16 protein-coding genes, 3 rRNA genes and 1 pseudogene are annotated in these 21,023 nt (G+C 57.2%); 12 read left to right on the forward strand and 8 right to left on the reverse strand.

Going from position 1 to position 21,023, the window contains the following annotated elements; all coding sequences use genetic code 11:
* Nucleotides 1-109 precede the first annotated feature (109 nt).
* The 6 genes and pseudogenes from GQR90_RS16200 (at nt 110) to GQR90_RS16225 (ending at nt 3,888) form a co-directional block, all read left to right on the forward strand.
* The gene (locus tag GQR90_RS16200; protein WP_199269444.1) at nt 110-1,129 is read left to right on the forward strand and encodes a zinc-dependent alcohol dehydrogenase family protein; all 1,020 of its coding nucleotides are present in this window, start codon (nt 110-112) and stop codon (nt 1,127-1,129) included.
* A complete protein-coding gene (locus GQR90_RS16205; RefSeq protein ID WP_158774995.1) occupies nt 1,129-1,959 on the forward strand; it encodes a hypothetical protein in 831 nt (276 codons plus the stop codon). Before GQR90_RS16200 ends, GQR90_RS16205 begins: the two co-directional genes overlap by 1 nt.
* Before the next feature lie 65 nt (nt 1,960-2,024).
* A pseudogene (locus tag GQR90_RS16210) lies at nt 2,025-2,426 on the forward strand (acyl-CoA thioesterase); the annotation flags it as partial.
* 80 nt (nt 2,427-2,506) lie between these two features.
* Nucleotides 2,507-2,986 carry an aminoacyl-tRNA deacylase gene (locus GQR90_RS16215; protein ID WP_158774997.1) on the forward strand — a complete coding sequence of 160 codons (480 nt, stop codon included), beginning with the start codon at nt 2,507-2,509 and terminating at the stop codon, nt 2,984-2,986.
* Between the two features lie 67 nt (nt 2,987-3,053).
* On the forward strand, nt 3,054-3,383 hold the full coding sequence (locus GQR90_RS16220; RefSeq protein ID WP_158774998.1) for a hypothetical protein: 330 nt from the start codon (nt 3,054-3,056) through the stop codon (nt 3,381-3,383).
* Nucleotides 3,361-3,888: a DUF501 domain-containing protein gene (locus tag GQR90_RS16225; RefSeq protein WP_158774999.1), complete on the forward strand. Its 528-nt coding sequence runs from the start codon at nt 3,361-3,363 to the stop codon at nt 3,886-3,888. Before GQR90_RS16220 ends, GQR90_RS16225 begins: the two co-directional genes overlap by 23 nt.
* A gap of 121 nt (nt 3,889-4,009) precedes the next feature.
* Here the strand turns inward: GQR90_RS16225 and GQR90_RS16230 are convergent, their stop codons facing one another.
* Nucleotides 4,010-5,356 carry a sodium-dependent transporter gene (locus GQR90_RS16230; protein ID WP_158775000.1) on the reverse strand — a complete coding sequence of 449 codons (1,347 nt, stop codon included), beginning with the start codon at nt 5,354-5,356 and terminating at the stop codon, nt 4,010-4,012.
* 360 nt (nt 5,357-5,716) lie between these two features.
* Between GQR90_RS16230 and GQR90_RS16235 the strand changes: the two genes are divergently transcribed.
* Nucleotides 5,717-6,274, forward strand: coding sequence for a TIGR00730 family Rossman fold protein (locus GQR90_RS16235; protein WP_158775001.1), 558 nt, complete (start codon nt 5,717-5,719; stop codon nt 6,272-6,274).
* Between the two features lie 26 nt (nt 6,275-6,300).
* Here the strand turns inward: GQR90_RS16235 and GQR90_RS16240 are convergent, their stop codons facing one another.
* Nucleotides 6,301-8,103 (reverse strand): GNAT family N-acyltransferase, encoded by a 1,803-nt coding sequence (locus GQR90_RS16240; RefSeq protein WP_158775002.1) that lies wholly within the window; start codon nt 8,101-8,103, stop codon nt 6,301-6,303.
* 185 nt (nt 8,104-8,288) lie between these two features.
* Here GQR90_RS16240 and GQR90_RS16245 point away from each other — a divergent pair, with 185 nt between their 5' ends.
* Nucleotides 8,289-9,257 (forward strand): NAD(P)H-quinone oxidoreductase, encoded by a 969-nt coding sequence (locus GQR90_RS16245; RefSeq protein ID WP_158775003.1) that lies wholly within the window; start codon nt 8,289-8,291, stop codon nt 9,255-9,257.
* A 144-nt stretch (nt 9,258-9,401) separates the two neighbouring features.
* Here GQR90_RS16245 and GQR90_RS16250 read toward each other — a convergent pair whose 3' ends face one another.
* Together GQR90_RS16250 and GQR90_RS16255 are read right to left on the reverse strand one after the other, a co-directional pair.
* Nucleotides 9,402-9,899 carry a hypothetical protein gene (locus GQR90_RS16250; protein ID WP_442778528.1) on the reverse strand — a complete coding sequence of 166 codons (498 nt, stop codon included), beginning with the start codon at nt 9,897-9,899 and terminating at the stop codon, nt 9,402-9,404.
* Nucleotides 9,900-10,109: 210 nt separating this feature from the next.
* On the reverse strand, nt 10,110-10,595 hold the full coding sequence (locus tag GQR90_RS16255) for a tetratricopeptide repeat protein (protein ID WP_158775004.1): 486 nt from the start codon (nt 10,593-10,595) through the stop codon (nt 10,110-10,112).
* Between the two features lie 314 nt (nt 10,596-10,909).
* Between GQR90_RS16255 and GQR90_RS16260 the strand changes: the two genes are divergently transcribed.
* From GQR90_RS16260 to yaaA, 3 genes are all read left to right on the forward strand, one after another.
* Nucleotides 10,910-11,941 carry an NADP(H)-dependent aldo-keto reductase gene (locus GQR90_RS16260; RefSeq protein ID WP_158775005.1) on the forward strand — a complete coding sequence of 344 codons (1,032 nt, stop codon included), beginning with the start codon at nt 10,910-10,912 and terminating at the stop codon, nt 11,939-11,941.
* Nucleotides 11,942-12,080: 139 nt separating this feature from the next.
* Nucleotides 12,081-12,533: a DMT family transporter gene (locus tag GQR90_RS16265; protein WP_158775006.1), complete on the forward strand. Its 453-nt coding sequence runs from the start codon at nt 12,081-12,083 to the stop codon at nt 12,531-12,533.
* Nucleotides 12,534-12,646: 113 nt separating this feature from the next.
* Complete coding sequence (yaaA, locus tag GQR90_RS16270; RefSeq protein WP_158775007.1) at nt 12,647-13,435, forward strand: peroxide stress protein YaaA; 789 nt, start codon at nt 12,647-12,649, stop codon at nt 13,433-13,435.
* Nucleotides 13,436-13,448: 13 nt separating this feature from the next.
* Here yaaA and GQR90_RS16275 read toward each other — a convergent pair whose 3' ends face one another.
* Nucleotides 13,449-14,054 carry an isochorismatase family protein gene (locus GQR90_RS16275; protein WP_233266352.1) on the reverse strand — a complete coding sequence of 202 codons (606 nt, stop codon included), beginning with the start codon at nt 14,052-14,054 and terminating at the stop codon, nt 13,449-13,451.
* A gap of 73 nt (nt 14,055-14,127) precedes the next feature.
* Here GQR90_RS16275 and GQR90_RS16280 point away from each other — a divergent pair, with 73 nt between their 5' ends.
* Nucleotides 14,128-15,009, forward strand: coding sequence for a Tim44 domain-containing protein (locus GQR90_RS16280; protein WP_158775008.1), 882 nt, complete (start codon nt 14,128-14,130; stop codon nt 15,007-15,009).
* A gap of 853 nt (nt 15,010-15,862) precedes the next feature.
* Here the strand turns inward: GQR90_RS16280 and rrf are convergent.
* From rrf to GQR90_RS16295, 3 genes are all read right to left on the reverse strand, one after another.
* Nucleotides 15,863-15,978 (reverse strand): 5S ribosomal RNA (gene rrf / locus GQR90_RS16285).
* 157 nt (nt 15,979-16,135) lie between these two features.
* A 23S ribosomal RNA gene (locus GQR90_RS16290) occupies nt 16,136-19,024 on the reverse strand.
* Nucleotides 19,025-19,265: 241 nt separating this feature from the next.
* Nucleotides 19,266-20,806: ribosomal RNA gene (locus GQR90_RS16295) — 16S ribosomal RNA — on the reverse strand.
* The 16S, 23S and 5S rRNA genes sit together here, the layout of an rRNA operon.
* Nucleotides 20,807-21,023: the final 217 nt, after the last annotated feature.

Raw genomic sequence — 21,023 nt, forward strand, 5'->3', positions numbered from 1 at the left:
ATCACCCTGTACAACCCGCCTTGGTCGCATTGCCGAGTCTCGGTGCAATGGGTAGGGTGTGCCGTTCACTGGCCGAGATGGCCGGAACTTGTTTCAACGAGGACGTCACATGCTCGCTTCCATGCACGCCATGGTGCTGCGCAACCCCGGCCCGGATGCCGAATTTGTTGCTACTGAATGCCCACTACCCACACCTGGCCCTGGTCAGGTGCGTATCCGTGTCGCGGCATCCAGTGTCAATCCGATTGACCTGAAGCTGGCGGGTGGCCTTGTGACACTGCTCCCGCCCACTCCCAGCGTGCTGCACGGTGATGTCGCCGGTGTGGTCGATGCTGTCGGCGACAATGTGCTGACCTTCTCGCCCGGTGATGAAGTCCTCGGGTTTGCCGGCGGGGTTGGTGCCCATCAAGGTGCATTGGCCGACTACATGCTAGCCGACGAGCGTTTGATCACTCGCAAGCCTCGCCGCCTGAGCTTCATGGAAGCAGGTGCCCTACCCGTCGTATTCATCACGGCTTGGCAGGCACTGATTGAGCGCGGCCAGCTGGAAGCCGGACAGCGCGTACTGATTCACGGGGGTGCCGGTGGTGTGGGGCATATCGCGCTTCAGATCGCACGCTGGCTGGGCGCAGAAGTCACCGCCACGGTCTCAAGCGATACCAAGGCACATATGGCACGTGCCTGCGGTGCAGAACACGTCGTGCTCTACCGCGAGGAAGCCGTGTCGGAGTATGTCGCACGCCTGACCGAAGGCCAGGGCTTTGACCTGGTATTCGACTGTGTAGGAGGTGACAACCTGGCCGCCAGCTTCGCCGCCAGCAAGCTAGGCGGTCGCATCGTGACGATCAATGCCCGCACCATGGCCGACCTCTCGCCGCTACATGCCGGCAGTCGCAGCCTCGAAGTACTTTCTATCCTGCTGCCCCTGACGGCTGGCATCGGTCACGAGCAGCAACGTCAGGCACTGGGCAAGCTGGTGGAGTTGGTCGAGGAAGGCGAGTTCAAGGTCCACCTTGACGACCGCCAGTTTGATTTCAGTGAGGTAGCCGAGGCACACCAGCATCAGGCTTCTGGACTAGCACTTGGCAAGATCTCGCTTTGCCATCGACGCTTTTGGGACTCGCATTGATGGAAAGCGTTTTGACGCCAGAATTTGGCCTGCAAGTGCTGAAACTGCTGATTTCCATCGCGGTGGTCCTGGGACTGTCGCTGGTCGCAGAGCGACTCTCGACCCGTACCGCAGGAATGCTGTCTGGCTATCCGCTGGGCACGGCCATCACATTAGGGTTTATCGGCATCGAGATCTCGCCTGATTTCGCCGGCCAGAGCGCCGTCTATACCCTGGCGGGCTTTTCTTCGACGCTCGCACTAGGAACGGGTTACTGGCTTGGCGGTCGCGCGACGGGTATCCGTGGCGTGATCAATGGCACATTGGGCGGCATGCTGGCATGGCTGGTGGCCAGCCTGGTGCTGGCGCAGTTCAATTTCACACGCGTGACAGGCGTGCTGGTTACGCTTGCCGCCATCGCGCTCTGTATGCGCCTGTATCGCAATGTGCCAGAAACACCCGCCAGCAAAACGCCCTTCTCGTGGATCACTCTGATGGCACGCGCAGCATTGGCCGCCGGCATCGTGTTCAGCATCACCGCACTAGCCCATGTGCTGCCGCCTTCGTGGGCGGGGCTGGTCGCGGCATTTCCGGTCACCATGTATCCATTGCTGGTCATCTTGCATCTGACGCAAGGGCCATCAGCCGTTGCCACCGTGATCAAGCACTACCCCGCGGGTCTTGGCTCGCTGCTGTGCTACGCCGTGGTGGTCTCGCTCAGTTATCCGACGATAGGCGTCGCGCTCGGCACTCTATTGGGCTTCCTCGTGGCAACAGCATGGCTTGCCGTGTTCATTCCACTGCAACGACGATTGATCTCGCGTCGAACGACACAACTCCAGTCTTCCTGATAGTCTGAGGTCAATGGGCCGATTGGAGCGCCTTCGGCAGCGCGAACGTTCACAGGAGTGATGGCATGTACTTCAAAAGACTGGAACCCGCCTTCTTCGATACCGATGCCCTCGGACACGTCAACAACACCCGTCTACCGGCGTGGTTCGAGTGGGCGCGTAATGATCTGTTCCGTGTCTTTGTGCCCGACCTGGACCCACGCCAGTGGCCACTGATCATGGCGCGTATTGAAGTCGATTTTCTCGCTGAGCTGCAGTACGGTCAGGACGTGGAAATCCGCACCTGGCTATCTCGTCTCGGTGGTAGTTCTTTCACTGTCACGCAAGAGGCTTGGCAGCAAGGCGTATGCGGGGCACGCGGACAGTGCGTGTTGGTGCAATTTGATCATCAGAGCAAGCAGTCGCGACGCATTGAAGGCGAACTGCGCGAGACGTTGATCACCCATCTCCACGAGCACACCGATAGCGCCGAGCTGGATGTGTCTGCCCTGCGTGAGGCAGCCATGACTCGCGACGCACGCAGCATGACAGTGGAGAGTGTGCCGGCATGACGCCTGCGCTCAAGCTACTCAAGGGCAAGCCGCATCGTACGCTGGAGTATGCGCACGACCCGCGCGCGCCAGCCTATGGAGAAGAGGCCGCTCAGGCGCTGGAGCTTGATCCAGCCCTAGTCTTCAAGACACTAGTCTGTCAGTTGGAGGGTAGCAATGCCCGCCAGCCACTCGTCGTGGCGGTCGTGCCCGTAACGGGCACACTGAACCTCAAGGCCTTGGCGCGGGCAGCTGGCGCACGCAAGGCGGCATTGGCCGCACATGATGCTGCCGAGCGTGCCACCGGCTATGTGGTGGGCGGAATCAGTCCACTGGGCCAGAAGAAGCGTCTGCCGCTGTGGGTGGACGACAGCGCCGAGGGGGTGGAGGAGATGTTCATCAGCGGTGGACGCCGAGGACTGGAGATCGGTCTCGCTCCCGCGCTACTGTGTGAACTGGGCAATGGGCAGTTCGCGCCGCTGGCGCGTGAGGACTGAGGCTCTCGCCACCTGTCACCCTGCCGCTACCTGCCGCTACCTGCCGCCACGCCAGCGAGGAGGCCCGATGGGCATTCGCTACAGCAAGTGGATTTATCCGGAGATGACAGCGCTGCATGCGCAAGTAGAGGCAGCGCTGGAGGCGTGGTTCATCGAGCGCTTCGCCGACTACCCCCACATCAGCTTGCCGGGCCTTGACCCCTACGATTATGATGGCTGGTTCAATCGTCTGGCCCCAGAACTGATGGCGCGCGGCAGTGACTACTGCGAACGTGAGTGGCATGGCTATGTGCCAAGCCCCCAGCAGCTCAACCAGGCGTTCTTCCGGGCCGTTTCCCGGTCCAACAAGTGTGTGCTGGAGCCTGACCGTAAGCATGGTGATCCTGACCAATCATAGTCCTGACGCGCGTGAGCTCGAGATCATCGAGCGCCAGCTCGGGCGTAAACCGCGTGGCATCCAGGCCGTGGCCGCCACCGATGGTGAAGGCACCCCACTGGTGCTGCGCATGCATTCGCTGGTGGATGGCAAGCCCTTCCCGACCCTCTACTGGCTGTGCGACGAACGCCTCAAGATCTCGCTGTCGCGCATCGAGGCTGAAGGTGTCATCAAGGGGTTGGAAGAAAGCCTCAAGTCTGATGACACGCTGCTGGCCCGCTATCGCGCCAGCCATGAAGCCTATGTCGCCGAGCGCTGGAGCTTCATGAGCGAGGCGGAGCGCACCGCCATCGAAGCCCAGGGTTTTGGTGATTTGATGCGAGAGCGTGGCGTCGGCGGCATCCGCGACTGGAATCAAGTGCGCTGTTTACACACCCAGTACGCCCAGCACCTTGCTTACGCCGATGGCAATGCCATCGGCCATTGGGTCGATGCCCACTACGACGTGCTGTCCGAGCTGCCCTGAGTCTTTATCGCTCTCTCGCTTCACTGTCTGGCGACACATGACATCCCTCGGTTGTCAGACATGAAAAAGCCCGCCAATCGGCGGGCTTTTTGCGTTGTGGGAAATACTTACCTCACGGCTATCAGCCTTGCAGTGAATGCACGAAGACCAGTGCAATGCACAGCGGACAGATCACGCGCACGTACCACGGCCAGATCTTCCAGAACAGGCTGGACTCGATGTCCGGCGCGCCGCTCTGGATCTCCTTGAGCAGTGCATGACGCGACATTGCCCAGCCGACCAGCAGGCACATCACCAGCGCGACCAGCGGTTGGCTGTACTGAGTGGTCAACATGATCACCAGGCCAAACAACGCGCCGAAGTTGGCCGCGATGGTCAGGCTGACGGCCATCACAGTGGCACCCACAGCCAGTGTGGCGGCACGCCGCCCGAGCCAGCCACGCTCGACCACGAAAGATACCGGCACTTCCAGCATCGAGATAGAGGACGTGATACCCGCCACGCTCATCAATGCGAAGAAGGCCACCATCAGCACATCACCTGCGCCACCCATCTGGGAAAACAGCGCTGGCAGCGTATCGAACAGCAAGGTATCGGAGCTTTTCAGCAGGCCTTCGGCATCGAAGATCTCGACGCCCAGATGACGTGCGGCATACATGGCAGGAATCACCAGCAGTCCGGCGAGGAAGGCGATACCGACATCTATCAGTGTCACCAGCACCCCGAGGCGTGGCAGGTTCTGCTCCGGCCCGAGATAGGAGCCATAGATCAGCATCGCGCCCACACCCAGTGACAGCGAGAAGAACGCCTGTCCCATGGCACTCAGCATCAGATCAGCATCGAAGATACGATCCCACTGGGGGGTCAGATAGACACGAAGTCCCTCGTCGGCTCCCGGCAGCGTCAGTACATAGCCAATCAAACCCACCAGCAACACCAGCAGTACAGGCATCAGGCGCGTGGACCACTTCTCGATCCCGCCGCGCACGCCACCGACCACGATCGCCATGGTCAGGCCGAGGAAGACGGCCGTCAGCGAGACATTGCGCGTGAAGTCGAAGGTCGTCAGCCAACTGGCGGCGCTCTCCATGCCGAACGCTTGCGTCACGGGAGCGACGGTATAGCCGAGCAACCAACCCGCCACGATCGCATAGAAGGCCAGAATCAAACTCGCGGTGAGCATGCCTACCCAGCCCGCAAATGCACCAAAGCGCTTGGTGAGGCCACGGCCGAGGCTCATGCTGGATACGATATTGGCTTGTCCATGACGACCAATGACCAGCTCTGCCATCAGTGCCGGCCAAGCCAGTAGAAAGGCCAACACTAGATACATCACCACGAAGGCTCCGCCTCCGTTATTGGCTGTCTGGGACGGGAAACCCCATACATTACCAAGTCCTACTGCCGAACCAGCGGCGGCCATCAAGAAGCCCAGCCGACTGGCGAAGCGTCCGCGCACCTGCGCCATCTGCCTCTCCTGCCCTGTTGTCACGCGATTCCCCTCATCGGGTATCGTCGTGGGTTGTGATGCATTCCCATGAGAAGGCTCAAGGGCGTCAGCGCCCGCCAGCCGTCGCCTGCGGGGGGGCGGCAAGGGTAGCAGAGCAGGCCCATGAATGCAGTCTGCTGCCTACCGAATGATGCGACGGTGAAATCATTGGTTGGCGTCATACCGTCAGCGCGCAACTCGGGTAGGATAAAAGGCAAACGGCAACAGTGGCTCTTCAAACCCTTCATTCAAGGCAAGTTGTCACAACAGACCTTCAGAACAGACCTTCAGAACAGACCTTCAGAACAGACCTTCAGAACAGACCTTCAGGAGAGAAGTATGCATCGCATCTGTGTCTATCTAGGCTCCCGCGAGGGTAACTCACCGCATCACAGCCAACAGGCTGAAGCACTAGGCAAAGCCATCGCTGAGCGTGGCTGGGGGCTGGTCTATGGCGGTGCACGGGCCGGCCTGATGGGAGCGCTCGCCGATGCTGCGCTCGCTGCTGGCGGAGAAGTGATAGGCATCATTCCCGAGGCGCTGGTGCGTAACGAGAAGGCGCATGGCGGTCTCACCCGCCTGATCGAAGTCGAGGACATGCATGAGCGCAAGGCACAGATGGCCGCGCTGGCAGATGCCTTCATCACCCTACCGGGCGGCATCGGTACGCTGGAGGAATTGTTCGAGACCTGGACCTGGCAATATCTGCGCTTCCACGCCAAGCCGATTGCCGTGCTCGATAGCGATGGCTTCTACGCACCGCTACTCGAATTTCTGGATCGCACCGTCGAGGCTGGCTTCCTGGATGCTGACACCCGCGCCCGCTTGATCAGTGAACGCGAGATTACGTCGTTACTTGCGCGCCTGACACCCGAGGCCTGCATCCCGACTCCGTGATGGTCAGCGCCGGCATTCGTCACGAATCATCCATATACTGACTCGACACCGCTGGCGATATCGTTTCTGACAGACACAGCAGAGAGAGCATTCGTGTCGCCGCCAGCAGCAGCGACCCCTATATAGCGTGCACGCTTGTTGGCCGTGATCTTCTCTACGTCGACCATGACCAGCCCATCAATGCAGTAGCCGAAATCGGCATCGACACTGAAATCGAGGAAGCATGTGCCGCCTGGCTCAGTGACCTCAGCATACTGCTTGTAAAGCGTCGGCACGGTCACACCCATCGCATCCAACTGGGTGCGCAAACGTCGGAAATCACCGGCAGCATCCTGACCATCAAACAGATGGGCTGCCGCGTCCATCTCCCTGTCAGATGTCGAAGAGGTAACGGGCGCGCGCGCGCGCGCCAAGCCTTCATCATCCCCGTAGTAGTGACGGTAATAGCTGACAATCAATGCGCGCGCGGCTTCAGGATAACTATTGGAAAGCGTCACTGGGCCAAACAACCAGCGAATCTCGGGGTGACAACGCAAATAGGCGCCTAGCCCCTGCCAGAGATAATCAAGACTGCGCCGTCCCCAATAGCGCGGCTGCACGAAGCTACGTCCCAGTTCTAACCCTTCATCCATGCGCTCGAGTAGCGCTGGGGTGAAGCGGAACAGGCTCGGGCTATAGAGTCCCTTCTCGCCATGTGCAGCCAGAATCTGCCTCACCTCTCCAATGCGATACGCACCAGCAATCTCGAGATCAGCGTCATCCCATAGCACTAGATGGCGATAATGCGCATCGTAGCGATCAATATCGCGCCGCTGCCCCGTCCCCTCCCCCACACGGCGGAAGCTGATTTCACGCAGACGGCCAATCTCGCGCATGACACTGGAGCCGGGAAAGGCATCGAACAGATAGATCTTTTTACCGTCACGCGTCTCGCCCAATAGCTCACAGGGCGTGAGCTCTTCACGTAGTGCCTGCCGCTCCTCTGGATGGCCGATCGCCTTCTCGGTAATGAATAACCCTTGTTTTCCGCGTCCGATACGGTACAGATGCTTGCGTAGCAACCGTGTCTTGGCATTGGTGCTTAGGGCATCGCTATCAAGCCGTGCCAGCGGAATCAGCTCACCGATGCGAAGCGTGAGCTGGCGCGCACGCTGACGAAACATTTCATGCGCCAACAACGATGTACCAAGACCGCGATTCAGCAACGAGAGCGCATAGAACAGTGTCGAGTTACGCCCACTGACATGGATCGGCAATACCGGGGCGTTGGTCTTGCGTGCAAAGTGCAGGAAACCGGACAACCACTTGCCATCGCGAGGCCCCGTAGGACCCGCGCGCGAGACCTCTCCCGCAGGGAAGATGATCACCGCCTCTTCGTTCATCAGGGCATCACAGATCAGGCCACTACTCTTGCGATAACCGCGCCGACTGAGGTTATCCAGCGGCAGCAACAAGGGTGCCAGCGGCTCGACCTTCATCAGGATGTCGTTGGCGATGATCTTCACATCACGGCGGACTTCACCTACCAGCTTGAGGAGCGCCAGGCCATCAAGTGAGCCCAGCGGATGATTTGCCACGATGACCACGCGGCCATATGCCGGGATATTCTCACGCTCTCGCGAAGAAACGGTGTAGCCGAAGGAGAAGTGGTCCAGTACGCGATCAATGAAGTCAAAGCCACGTAGTTCGGAATGCTCGGCGAGAAAGGTATTGATCTCGCGTTCATGTACCAATCGACGTAGCAGCGCCAATGCCGGCTGGCGGATCAGCGGATGCCGCTGGGCAAAAGCTGGATACTTGGCGGCGATAACACGGGCAGTATCGATCATGCTCACTCCTCAGACCGCAGCGCGATGCGGAACTCTCTGTCTGTATCAAAGGGGCTTGATATCACGACAGGTTCACGCCATCTCATGACAGGCAAGTCACAGTCCGCGTACAGTCAGATGACAGTGAGTCCCATGATCACGACCGACAAGAAGGCAGCAGCCCTGCCAAGCCAAGGAGATAGCGAATGTTTGCGATAGCCGTCGAGAATGAGGCACTGGTCTGGCAGGAGTGCGAGGCACCTCAAGGTATTGCATCAGATGAGGTGCGCATCGAGGTCGCTTGGGCTGGTGTCAATCGCGCCGACCTGATGCAACGTGCTGGCCAATATCCGCCTCCTGAAGGTGCCAGCCAGATTCTAGGACTGGAAGTCAGCGGAACGATCCGTGAAGTCGGTCGCCATGTGGAGCGCTTCAAGGTCGGTGATCCAGTCTGCGCACTGCTGTCAGGTGGCGGTTATGCCGAAGAGGTGGTGGTCAACGAATTACAGGTGCTACCGGTACCGGAAGGTTATGGCCTACGCGAAGCAGCGGCCCTGCCGGAGATGTTTGCGACTGCTTGGCTGAACCTGTTCATCGAGGGCAATTTGAAGCGCGGGGAGCGAGTGCTGCTGCATGCCGGTGCCAGCGGTATCGGTACGACCGCTATCCAGCTATGCGGACTGTTCGGGCATCCCTGCTTCGTCACCGTCGGTAGCAAGGAAAAGCTGGAGACCTGCCTGCGACTAGGGGCAGATGCTGGCTGGAATCGTCACGATGGCAGCTTTGTCGATGCGGTGAACGAATGGGGTGGCGCTGACATGATCCTCGATCCCGTCGGCGGTGGCTATCTGGCCGGCAATCAGCAAGTACTGAACCAGGATGGCCGCATGGTGCTGATCGGCCTGATGGGCGGGCGCATGGATGAACTGGATCTGGGACGCATGCTGATGAAACGCCAGCGATTGATCGGCTCGACACTGCGTTCTCGCTCGCCCAAAGGCAAGGGCATGGTGCTGGATGCGCTCTACGTACATGTCTGGCCGCGTCTCGCACGTGGCGAGCTGCGCCCGCATATCGATCGTAGCTGGCCAATTCAAGAGGCAGACGCCGCCCATGCCTATATCCAGGAAAACGCCAGTACCGGCAAGGTACTGCTGGCCATCACCGGTACCTGAGACGACGTTCCAGACGGTATGAAATACTGCCTGTGAAACCACAAAAAAGGGCTGCCTCTCTCGCAAGAGAAATAGGCAGCCCTTTTTTGGCTTCTGACCCTCAGAACACACCACTATCAATGTGCAATGATGAAAGCATGGCGGCTACTCGCGATCGATATGCTGAGCCCGTTGCCATGTCAACTGCAACAAGCGCGCATCGTCGCCAGCACGATGACGCTGGATCCCGCCCTCGGTGATCACCGCCTCTTTGAGATCCGCCCAGACATTGAGCTGATCTTCATCAAGCAAGCGCCGCAGCGCTTCCAACCGAAAACGCGGCAACATACCGGCATGATAGAAGAGCAACGATAGCCAAGTATTGTCATAGCCCCAGCTGTCGCTATAAGCGAGACGCGTTTCACTCAACTCATCATTGACCCACTGTGCTACCTCACGCACGGGCCGTCCTTCTCGTGCCAGTCGAGCACGTGAAATGCCGTGCAGCAGCTCCGCCTTGGGATCCCAGTGGACCCACTCATCCAGTGGCTGGATAAGAAAGGCGCAACTACTACCGTCGGCACGCGCCAAGCCGATCTCGATCGGATAGCTGCCGCGGCCAAAGCCGGAGGCTTCAATATCGAGCAGAATAGGCAGCGTCACACAGATCTCCCAAGGTGTCTCAGGCAGGCAAGGCCCGGGCGAGAAGAGGTTGAATGTCTTCAGGTTACGGGAATTGCCCCCCGCTTGGCGAGTCCTGCACGCCTACCGATGAACGTCGATGTTCACGTGACGGCAAGAGACAACAACGCCCTCGCAAGGAGGGCGTTGTTGAGAGAGGCTTGAAGTACCGCCGCATCAGGCGAATCACCCTTAGTGCAGTTCAGCGTCACTGCCAGTACGCGCGTGGGCTTCCCACTGTTCAGCCTTGTGCGGACAGACCGACAGTCCCAGCGAGCCTTCACGGTAAGCATGCGCCAGGCGCTGGGCGGCGAGTGCATGATGGCACTCCGCAGCACGCGCATACCAGGTCACAGCCTTGGCCGGATCACTCTGGTACTGGGCACAACCGTGCTCGTAGATACATGCAGCCTGATACTGGGCGTGCACGTCGCCCGCCTGGGCGGCCTTGATGACGAATCGTGCGCCCTTGGCCTTTTCCTGCGCGGAATTGCCACGCTGGAAAAGCATGTGACCGTACAATGACAGCGCGCCGGTGTGACCGGCATTCGCGCAGTGATTGAACAGACGCATGGTCAGACGATGCTTCTGCTGAGAGCCGGAAAGCCAGGAGGCGTGGAACAGACGCTCCGCCAGGCGGTATTTCAGTCCGGTCATCAGGGTTTGGGCCTGCGGCATGACGAGTAACCTTGAAACTGATAAGAGGGGTGACGCCGTATGTAACTCGATCCTGAGTCTGCGACGCTGTTCTCCTTGCCACCGCGGTCAGTTTACCCTTGCGGGCGGTCTCGAAAGACTGCTCCCCTGACGGCGGGGCGCCAAGCATACGCGCGCAATCGGAGGGACTCAACCCTGCCTTGTGGGTTTTTATTACACTGCTAATATGTGCGCCGTCCCCCGAGCGAAATTGCCGACGGGTTCCTCACGAAACCGGCGCCCGATACTCGCTCTTCCCTGCATTTCCAGACATCCATTCGATAGGTGAATTCCGCATGCAACGTAGAGCTCTCGGCCGTACCGGCATTGACGTCAGCCTGCTATGCCTTGGCACCATGACCTTTGGCGAGCAGAACAACGAAGCCGATGCACATCAACAGCTTGATCGCGCGCTCGAGGCCGGTATCGACTTCATCGACACCGCCGAAATGTACCCGGTCCCCCCAAACGGAGAAACCCAGGGTCGCACCGAGCAGTACATCGGCAGCTGGCTGGCAGCTCGCGGCAATCGTGATCAGGTAAAGATTGCCACCAAGGTGACAGGCCCGGGCATGGACTATCTGCGTGGCGGCTCTCGCCTGACGCGTGAACAGATTCTCGCCGCCTGCGATGACAACCTGCGTCGCCTCGGTACCGACTATATCGACCTCTATCAATTGCATTGGCCGGACCGCAAGACCAACTTCTTCGGCAAGCTGGGCTATCAGGCAGTTGAAGACGAAGACATGACCCCGCTGGAAGAAAGCCTTTCAGCACTCGGCGAACTGGTCACTGCTGGCAAGATTCGCGCCGTTGGCCTCTCCAACGAGACGCCGTGGGGCGTGATGCAGTGCCTGAATCTGGCCGAGCGCTTGAATCTTCCGCGCGTCGCCAGCGTTCAGAACCCCTACAACCTGGTCAACCGCAGCTTTGAGGTAGGCCTGGCAGAGTTCGCACACCGTGAAGATGTTGGCCTGCTTGCCTATTCCCCGCTGGCCTTCGGCACCCTGTCTGGCAAGTATCTGGATGGCGCGCGCCCGGAAGGCGCTCGCTTGACACTGTTCGAGCGTTTTCAGCGCTATAACGCTGAACCGGCTCAGCACGTCATCGCCTGTTACGTGGATATCGCGCGTCGTCACGGCCTGAATCCGGCCCAGATGGCGCTCGCCTTCGTGAATACGCGCCCCTTCCTGACCAGCAACATCATCGGTGCCACCACCATGCTGCAGCTGGAAAGCAACATCAAAAGCCTTGAGGTCGAGCTGAGCGATGAAGTGCTGGCCGAGATCGAGATGATCCACAACACCGCACCCAATCCCTGCCCCTGATCACGCTTCATCCCGTTGGCGTCTGCTCAAACGTGGGCTCTGATCGCTCCAGAGCACTCGCGCGACAACTCCTCCCACAGCATCGCACGCTCACAGGCCGGCCAGCACGCGCGGCCTGTGAGCGTTCAAGGAATGCACAATGAATCCCACTGAACTGAGCATGGTTCTGATGGCAGTGGCCGCCGGTGCCATGATGCCGATTCAGGCAGGCGTCAACTCCACGCTAGCTCTGCAGACTCACAGCTCGATCATGGCGGCCATGGTCAGCTTCGTGATCGGCTCCATAGCACTGATAGGCATCGTGATGGCCATGCGGCTACCAATGCCGGCTATCGGTGCATTGAAGGCGGCGCCATGGTGGAGCTGGACTGGCGGCCTGCTAGGCGCCTTCTTCGTCGCAGCGAGCGTGATCCTCGTTCCCAAACTGGGTGCTGCGACCATGATGGCGACCTTCCTGGCCGGTCAGCTGACGGCCTCCGTAGTACTGGACCACTTCGGCTGGGCAACCTTCCCGCAGCATGATCTATCGCCAGGTCGCGTAGCAGGGGTGCTGCTGCTGTTCGCTGGCGTATACCTGATACGGCGATACTGACTGTACCGTCTGATGCACATCCCATGCATGCCCTATGGCCCCGATAGTTCCACTGGACTCGGGGCCTTCTTGTCGCCCTGATATACTGAATCTTTCCCCGTCAGGAGGTCTTCATGCTGAGTGTGATTTCGCCCGCCAAGTCGCTGGACTTCGATAGCGCCCCCGTCACGTCACGTCATACCCAACCGGACTTTCTGGAGCAAGCACAGCCACTGATCGATATCCTGCGTGATCAGTCGCCGCAGGATATCGCCAGCCTGATGAAGCTGTCCGACAAGCTGGCTGGCCTCAATGCAGCACGCTTTCAGGAATGGCAGACACCTTTCTCGCCCGATAATGCCAAGCAGGCAGTGCTCGCCTTTCAGGGAGATGTCTATCAGGGCATGGCAGCTGATACTTTCAGTGAGGCTGAATTCGAGCGCGCACAGCGAAAACTGAGAATACTCTCCGGTCTGTACGGCCTGTTGCGTCCACTTGACTTGATTCAGCCTTATCGATTGGAAATGGGCACACGACTGAGCAACCCGGCGGGCAAGGACTTGTACGCTTACTGGCGCAAGACACTGACCCCAGCGCTCGAACAGGCCGTGGAAGACAGTGGGTCATCGGTCCTCGTCAATCTAGCCTCCAACGAGTACTTCAAGGCCATTGATGGCAAGGCCTTCCGTCATCGTATCGTTACACCTGTCTTCAAGGACGAGAAGAATGGGCAATCCAAGATCATCAGCTTCTATGCCAAGAAAGCACGCGGCATGATGAGCGCCTGGATGCTTCAGGAAGATATCGATACTCCAGAGACCCTCAAGGACTTTGATGTCGCAGGCTATCGCTTCGACAATGCTGCCTCCGAGGCAGATACGTTCGTCTTCACTCGCAGTGAGTCCGATGCAGCGCGCGCCTGAGCGCTCTTGAGAACTAGTCACCCAGACTTGGGAAGTTCAAGATTTCACTGGCGCGCGGTTTGAGGTAACGGTGGTGTATATCGTCGAACATGGCGTGATCAGCACGTCCCAGCCACTCATATGCGACCATCTCGGCACTGACGATACTGGCGCCTGCCGCCTCGCAGCGCGCCACTCCCAACGCTGCCTCGTGTGGGCGGCGACTGGCGATCCCATCGGCCACCAGCGCTACGCGATAGCCTGCCCCACATAACGACAGCACTGTTTGCATCACGCAGATATGAGCTTCAGCACCACAGACCACCAACTGATCACAGCCGCTTGCGGCAAGTGCCTCCCTGAAATCAGGCGCTTCAAAGGCACTAAAGCTACGCTTGGTAAAACACCGGCTCCTCTGACTCAGCATGTGCGTCAGAGGAGCACCCTCGCCCAATTTATCAGGGCAATGTTCGGTCAGCCATACCGGAATTTCCAGCGTCTCGGCTATCCCGCCCAGCCAAATCGCTGAGTTGATAGCCTCTGTTCCCCCACTCAATACCGGCATCAGGCGTGTCTGAAAATCAATCAGCAGCAGCAGCGAACGTCGTGCCATCAGATGTAGAGAATTTTCGTCGTCCATTGATCCTCCCTCAGCGGTTCCAAGGCTAGAATGGGCTTCCACTTACACGCTAGCGCATTCAAGGAGATACCACATGCGCCATCTGTTCATTATGCTGATGGTCGGCCTACTCGGCTTCGGGCTAAGTGTCGAACACGCAGAAGCCAAACGCTTTGGCGGCGGCAAGAGTTTTGGTAGCTATTCACGTTCTGCCGATAGCGGAAAATCCTCCAGCTCGCTATTCGGCAGCAACAAGACGACCAGCGGTACAACCACGAAATCCAAGCCCTCCAGCGGTTTATCCAAGTTCGCAGGGCCCATGGCAGGGCTGCTTGCTGGTGGCCTCCTGGCTTCATTGTTTTTCGGTGGTGCCTTTGACGGTCTACGCATGACAGACTTCCTGATCATCGCGGCAATCGCCTTCGTAGCCTTCAAATTCCTCAGAGCGTCCAAGAAAGCGACAATGCCGAGTGGCGGGCCAGCAGGTCAGCGCTCACAGCACGATGACCAGCCACGCAATACGCAGTCGCGTGAGCAACATGAACACGGCGAATCATTGGCGCCTGCTGGTGGTATCGGTGCAGGTCTCACTGACGATAAGCCCACCGGCGAGCCAGCATGGTTCAACAAGGAGCAGTTCCTCGGCGGAGCCAAGGAGCACTTCATGACCCTGCAGCGTGCTTGGGATAACAATGATTTACCGCGCATACAGGAGTATGTGACACCCGCACTCTACAACCTGCTGCGCGAAGAGCGTGCCAAGCAGCCAGCCAACAACCGCACCGAGATCATGCGCCTCTTTGCTGAACTGGGCAGTGTGCAGGAAGTCGGCCAGCAAGCCGAAGCCACAGTTCTGTTCCACGGCGTGCTCGACGAGAACGGTGAGCAGAATGAGTTCAATGAAACCTGGCACCTCATCCGCGAGCTACGCGATGGTGCCGACTGGTACATCCAGGGTATCGAGCAGAATCATTAAGTAACACGTAGACTGATAGAGGGTAGGCCGGCGGCTGGATGAGCAATCATCTAGCCGCTTTTTTATGCATTGCCAGCATCCACTGCTCTGCTTTTCACCCGTCGCGTAAAGGAGTCAACCAGTACTGAGTACTGATGATGACAGGAGGTCATTGTCTGACAGCGTCGGAGACATGAAGCTTTCAGGCATAAAAAAACCGGCCACTGGGGAAGTGGCCGGCGGATAGGCTGCTCGACTGCAAGGCAGGAGCGCCGTATCTCAAAAGTCTGCTGATGGGATAGCACAGACAAGTTTCTAAGCAAGGGAACGTCGAAACTCACATACTCAGATACCGCCATACGCTATTGGTTCACCCTAATTTAAAAAAACTTGCGCAACCTTGCAGTGCAGAATGCTGGACACTGAAAACTCGGGTCATATTTCAGTCGCCCCCTCTGATTGAAAGTTACAGAAGATAATTTAACCTACTGATATTTATGATATTTTTACGCGATTATCTCAGGAACTCCTATGGTGTTGTGACAATAGCTCGATACAGTCAAGGTCCTGAACATCTCAATCACTCGGACTGACACATCACACTCCGCAGACTGCTCAATTTTCCGAGTAGGTTTCGCCAGCAGATCGACCCAAGGGTATTCGTTACTCTACATTGCCCGATGAAAGAAACTTATGCACAACCACTCATCTATTCCTGCAAATGCATCATCAATTTCTATAAATGCACAACGCCCCTGTCGCGGTGGCAACAGGGGCGTTTGAGAGATATTGCTTCAGATATTTTCTGTATGTTTTTCTGCGCACATAGAGAACCGCCCCTGTAGCAAGGCTACAGGGGCGGTTCAGTATAAGTGCCTGACGATGACCTACTCTCACATGGAGAAACTCCACACTACCATCGGCGCTAAGCGGTTTCACTTCCGAGTTCGGCATGGGATCGGGTGGTTCACGCTCGCTATGGTCGTCAGGCGAAACGGTGGCACCTTGCGGTACCTGAGTCTCAAGGCTTTTGGGCCTCGTGACTCGCAATATGAATCATGCTGAACGCTATGTCGGAGCTGTCTGACGCACACTGTCGTGTGTCGTAATCCCGGCGGTTCGCCGAAGCAAACCCCTTGGGTGTTATATGGTCAAGCCTCACGGGCAATTAGTACTGGTTAGCTCAACACATTGCTGTGCTTCCACACCCAGCCTATCAACCTTGTAGTCTTCAAGGGCCCTTCAGGAGGCGCAAGGCCTCAGGGAAGTCTCATCTTGAAGGGGGCTTCCCGCTTAGATGCTTTCAGCGGTTATCCCGTCCGAACGTAGCTACCGGGCAATGCCACTGGCGTGACAACCCGAACACCAGAGGTTCGTCCACTCCGGTCCTCTCGTACTAGGAGCAGCTCTTCTCAAACTTCCGACGCCCACGGCAGATAGGGACCGAACTGTCTCACGACGTTCTAAACCCAGCTCGCGTACCACTTTAAATGGCGAACAGCCATACCCTTGGGACCGACTTCAGCCCCAGGATGTGATGAGCCGACATCGAGGTGCCAAACACCGCCGTCGATGTGAACTCTTGGGCGGTATCAGCCTGTTATCCCCGGAGTACCTTTTATCCGTTGAGCGATGGCCCTTCCATACAGAACCACCGGATCACTAGAACCTACTTTCGTACCTGCTCGACGTGTCTGTCTCGCAGTCAAGCACCCTTATGCTCTTGCACTCAATGCACGATTTCCAACCGTGCTGAGGGTACCTTCGTGCTCCTCCGTTACTCTTTAGGAGGAGACCGCCCCAGTCAAACTACCCACCATACACTGTCCTCGATCCAGATAATGGACCTGAGTTAGAACGCCAATGATGTCAGGCTGGTATTTCAAGGTTGGCTCCACCTGAGCTAGCGCCCAGGTTTCCAAGCCTCCCAGCTATCCTACACAGACAACATCAGCATCCAGTGTAAAGCTATAGTAAAGGTTCACGGGGTCTTTCCGTCTAGCCGCGGGTACACAGCATCTTCACTGCGATTTCAATTTCACTGAGTCTCGGGTGGAGACAGCGTGGCCATCATTACGCCATTCGTGCAGGTCGGAACTTACCCGACAAGGAATTTCGCTACCTTAGGACCGTTATAGTTACGGCCGCCGTTTACCGGGGCTTCGATCAAGAGCTTCGGACGAATCCTAACCCCATCAATTAACCTTCCGGCACCGGGCAGGCGTCACACCCTATACGTCCGCTTGCGCGTTTGCAGAGTGCTGTGTTTTTAATAAACAGTTGCAGCCACCTGGTATCTTCGACCGGTAAGAGCTTACGGAGCAAGTCCTTCACTCAAACCGGTGCACCTTCTCCCGAAGTTACGGTGCCATTTTGCCTAGTTCCTTCACCCGAGTTCTCTCAAGCGCCTTGGTATTCTCTACCTGACCACCTGTGTCGGTTTGGGGTACGGTCGCATATGATCTGAAGCTTAGAGGCTTTTCCTGGAAGCGTGGCATCGGCAACTTCCTGACCGTAGTCAGTTCGTCTCGCATCTCGACCTCAGAGGAACCGGATTTGCCTGATTCCTCGGCCTACATGCTTTCACCAGGACAACCAACGCCTGGCTCACCTAGCCTTCTTCGTCCCCCCATCGCAACCATATCCGGTACGGGAATATTAACCCGTTTCCCATCGACTACGCGTTTCCGCCTCGCCTTAGGGGCCGACTCACTCTGCTCCGATTAACGTAGAACAGAAAACCTTGGTCTTCCGGCGGGGGAGTTTTTCACTCCCCTTATCGTTACTCATGTCAGCATTCGCACTCGTGATACCTCCAGCAGACTTCTCAATCCACCTTCATTGGCTTACACGACGCTCCTCTACCGCTCATCCATAAGGATGAACCCGTAGCTTCGGTACCTGATTTAGCCCCGTTATATCTTCCGCGCAGGCCGACTCGACTAGTGAGCTATTACGCTTTCTTTAAAGGATGGCTGCTTCTAAGCCAACCTCCTAGCTGTCTGAGCCTTCCCACATCGTTTCCCACTTAATCAGGATTTTGGGACCTTAGCTGACGGTCTGGGTTGTTTCCCTTTTCACAACGGACGTTAGCACCCGCTGTGTGTCTCCCACACTGCATTCATCGGTATTCGGAGTTTGCGTCGGGTTGGTAAGTCGGGATGACCCCCTAGCCGAAACAGTGCTCTACCCCCGATGATGATATGTGAGGCGCTACCTAAATAGCTTTCGAGGAGAACCAGCTATCTCCGGGCTTGATTAGCCTTTCACTCCGATCCACAGCTCATCCCAGCATTTTTCAACATACTTGGGTTCGGGCCTCCAATTGATGTTACTCAATCTTCACCCTGGCCATGGATAGATCGCCCGGTTTCGGGTCTATACCCTGCGACTGGTCGCCCAGTTAAGACTCGCTTTCGCTACGCCTCCCCTAATCGGTTAAGCTCGCCACAGAATATAAGTCGCTGACCCATTATACAAAAGGTACGCGGTCACAGAACAAGTCTGCTCCCACTGCTTGTACGCATACGGTTTCAGGATCTATTTCACTCCCCTCGCCGGGGTTCTTTTCGCCTTTCCCTCACGGTACTGGTTCACTATCGGTCAGCCAGGAGTATTTAGCCTTGGAGGATGGTCCCCCCATGTTCAGTCAAGGTTTCTCGTGCCCCGACCTACTCGATTTCACGATACTCAGACTTCGACTACGGGACTATCACCCTGTATCGTCAGGCTTCCCAGCCTGTTCGTCTGTCAGTTGTATCGCTTAAGGGCTGGTCCCCGTTCGCTCGCCGCTACTTGGGGAATCTCGGTTGATTTCTTTTCCTCCGGGTACTTAGATGTTTCAGTTCCCCGGGTTTGCCTCTATAGGTTATGTATTGGCCTATAGATACTCACCTGATGGTGAGTGGGTTTCCCCATTCGGAAATCGTTGGGTCGCAGGGTATTTGCCACCTCGCCAACGCTTATCGCAGGCTATCACGTCCTTCATCGCCTCTGGCTGCCAAGGCATCCACCGTATGCGCTTAATCGCTTGACCATATAACCCCAAGGGGTCTGTCAAGGATTACGAATTGTCGGACAACTCCGACATATCGTTTGATGGACATATGCTTGGCGCACATATCCATCGTCAGCATGATTCACATTGTTAAAGAGCGGCTGTTCAGTGAACAGTGAGAAGCGCACTCGTAGGAGCGCGCTTGCCACTGCCGGCTAAGCCAGCAATAAGATCAGGTAATTCGTTGTGAGCACTTGCCGCGAGCGATAAACAGTGTCGATAAGGAGGTGATCCAGCCGCAGGTTCCCCTACGGCTACCTTGTTACGACTTCACCCCAGTCATGAACCACACCGTGGTGATCGCCCTCCCGAAGGTTAGGCTAACCACTTCTGGTGCAGTCCACTCCCATGGTGTGACGGGCGGTGTGTACAAGGCCCGGGAACGTATTCACCGTGGCATTCTGATCCACGATTACTAGCGATTCCGACTTCATGGAGTCGAGTTGCAGACTCCAATCCGGACTGAGGCAAGCTTTATGGGATTGGCTCCACGTCGCCGTATTGCAACCCTTTGTACTTGCCATTGTAGCACGTGTGTAGCCCTACCCGTAAGGGCCATGATGACTTGACGTCGTCCCCACCTTCCTCCGGTTTGTCACCGGCAGTCTCCTTAGAGTTCCCGACATTACTCGCTGGCAAATAAGGATAGGGGTTGCGCTCGTTACGGGACTTAACCCAACATTTCACAACACGAGCTGACGACAGCCATGCAGCACCTGTCTCAGAGTTCCCGAAGGCACCAATCCATCTCTGGAAAGTCCTCTGGATGTCAAGGGTAGGTAAGGTTCTTCGCGTTGCATCGAATTAAACCACATGCTCCACCGCTTGTGCGGGCCCCCGTCAATTCATTTGAGTTTTAACCTTGCGGCCGTACTCCCCAGGCGGTCAACTTATTGCGTTAGCTGCGCCACTAAGTCCTCAAGGGACCCAACGGCTAGTTGACATCGTTTACGGCGTGGACTACCAGGGTATCTAATCCTGTTTGCTACCCACGCTTTCGCACCTCAGTGTCAGTATCAGTCCAGAAGGCCGCCTTCGCCACTGGTATTCCTCCCGATCTCTACGCATTTCACCGCTACACCGGGAATTCTACCTTCCTCTACTGTACTCTAGCCAAGCAGTTCCAGATGCCGTTCCCAGGTTGAGCCCGGGGCTTTCACACCTGGCTGACTTAGCCACCTACGCGCGCTTTACGCCCAGTAATTCCGATTAACGCTTGCACCCTCCGTATTACCGCGGCTGCTGGCACGGAGTTAGCCGGTGCTTCTTCTGCGAGTGATGTCCTTCCTCTAGAGTATTAGTCCAAAGGCTTTCTTCCTCGCTGAAAGTGCTTTACAACCCGAAGGCCTTCTTCACACACGCGGCATGGCTGGATCAGGCTTTCGCCCATTGTCCAATATTCCCCACTGCTGCCTCCCGTAGGAGTCTGGGCCGTGTCTCAGTCCCAGTGTGGCTGATCATCCTCTCAGACCAGCTACGGATCGTCGCCTTGGTGAGCCATTACCTCACCAACTAGCTAATCCGACATGGGCTCATCCGATAGCGCAAGGTCCGAAGATCCCCTGCTTTCTCCCGTAGGACGTATGCGGTATTAGCCTGAGTTTCCCCAGGTTGTCCCCCACTATCGGGCAGATTCCCATGCATTACTCACCCGTCCGCCGCTCGACGCCTTCTAGCAAGCTAGAATCGTTTCCGCTCGACTTGCATGTGTTAAGCCTGCCGCCAGCGTTCAATCTGAGCCATGATCAAACTCTTCAGTTGATAAGCTTGATAGTCTGTTAAGCAGACCAAACTTGGTTCAGAGTCAAACTTCTCGTGAGAGGCTTGCTCCGATATTTGGTGACCTTGTCACCACTCATCGGCAAGCGCTCACACGAATTACCTGATCAAATTTTTAAAGAGCGTCGCTGTTAAGCGAGGAGGCATATTCTACCAGGAACGCTTGAGAAGTCAAGCACTTGGTGATGAGTCAGTCGAC

The organism is Cobetia sp. L2A1, from assembly GCF_009796845.1.
GTDB lineage: Bacteria > Pseudomonadota > Gammaproteobacteria > Pseudomonadales > Halomonadaceae > Cobetia.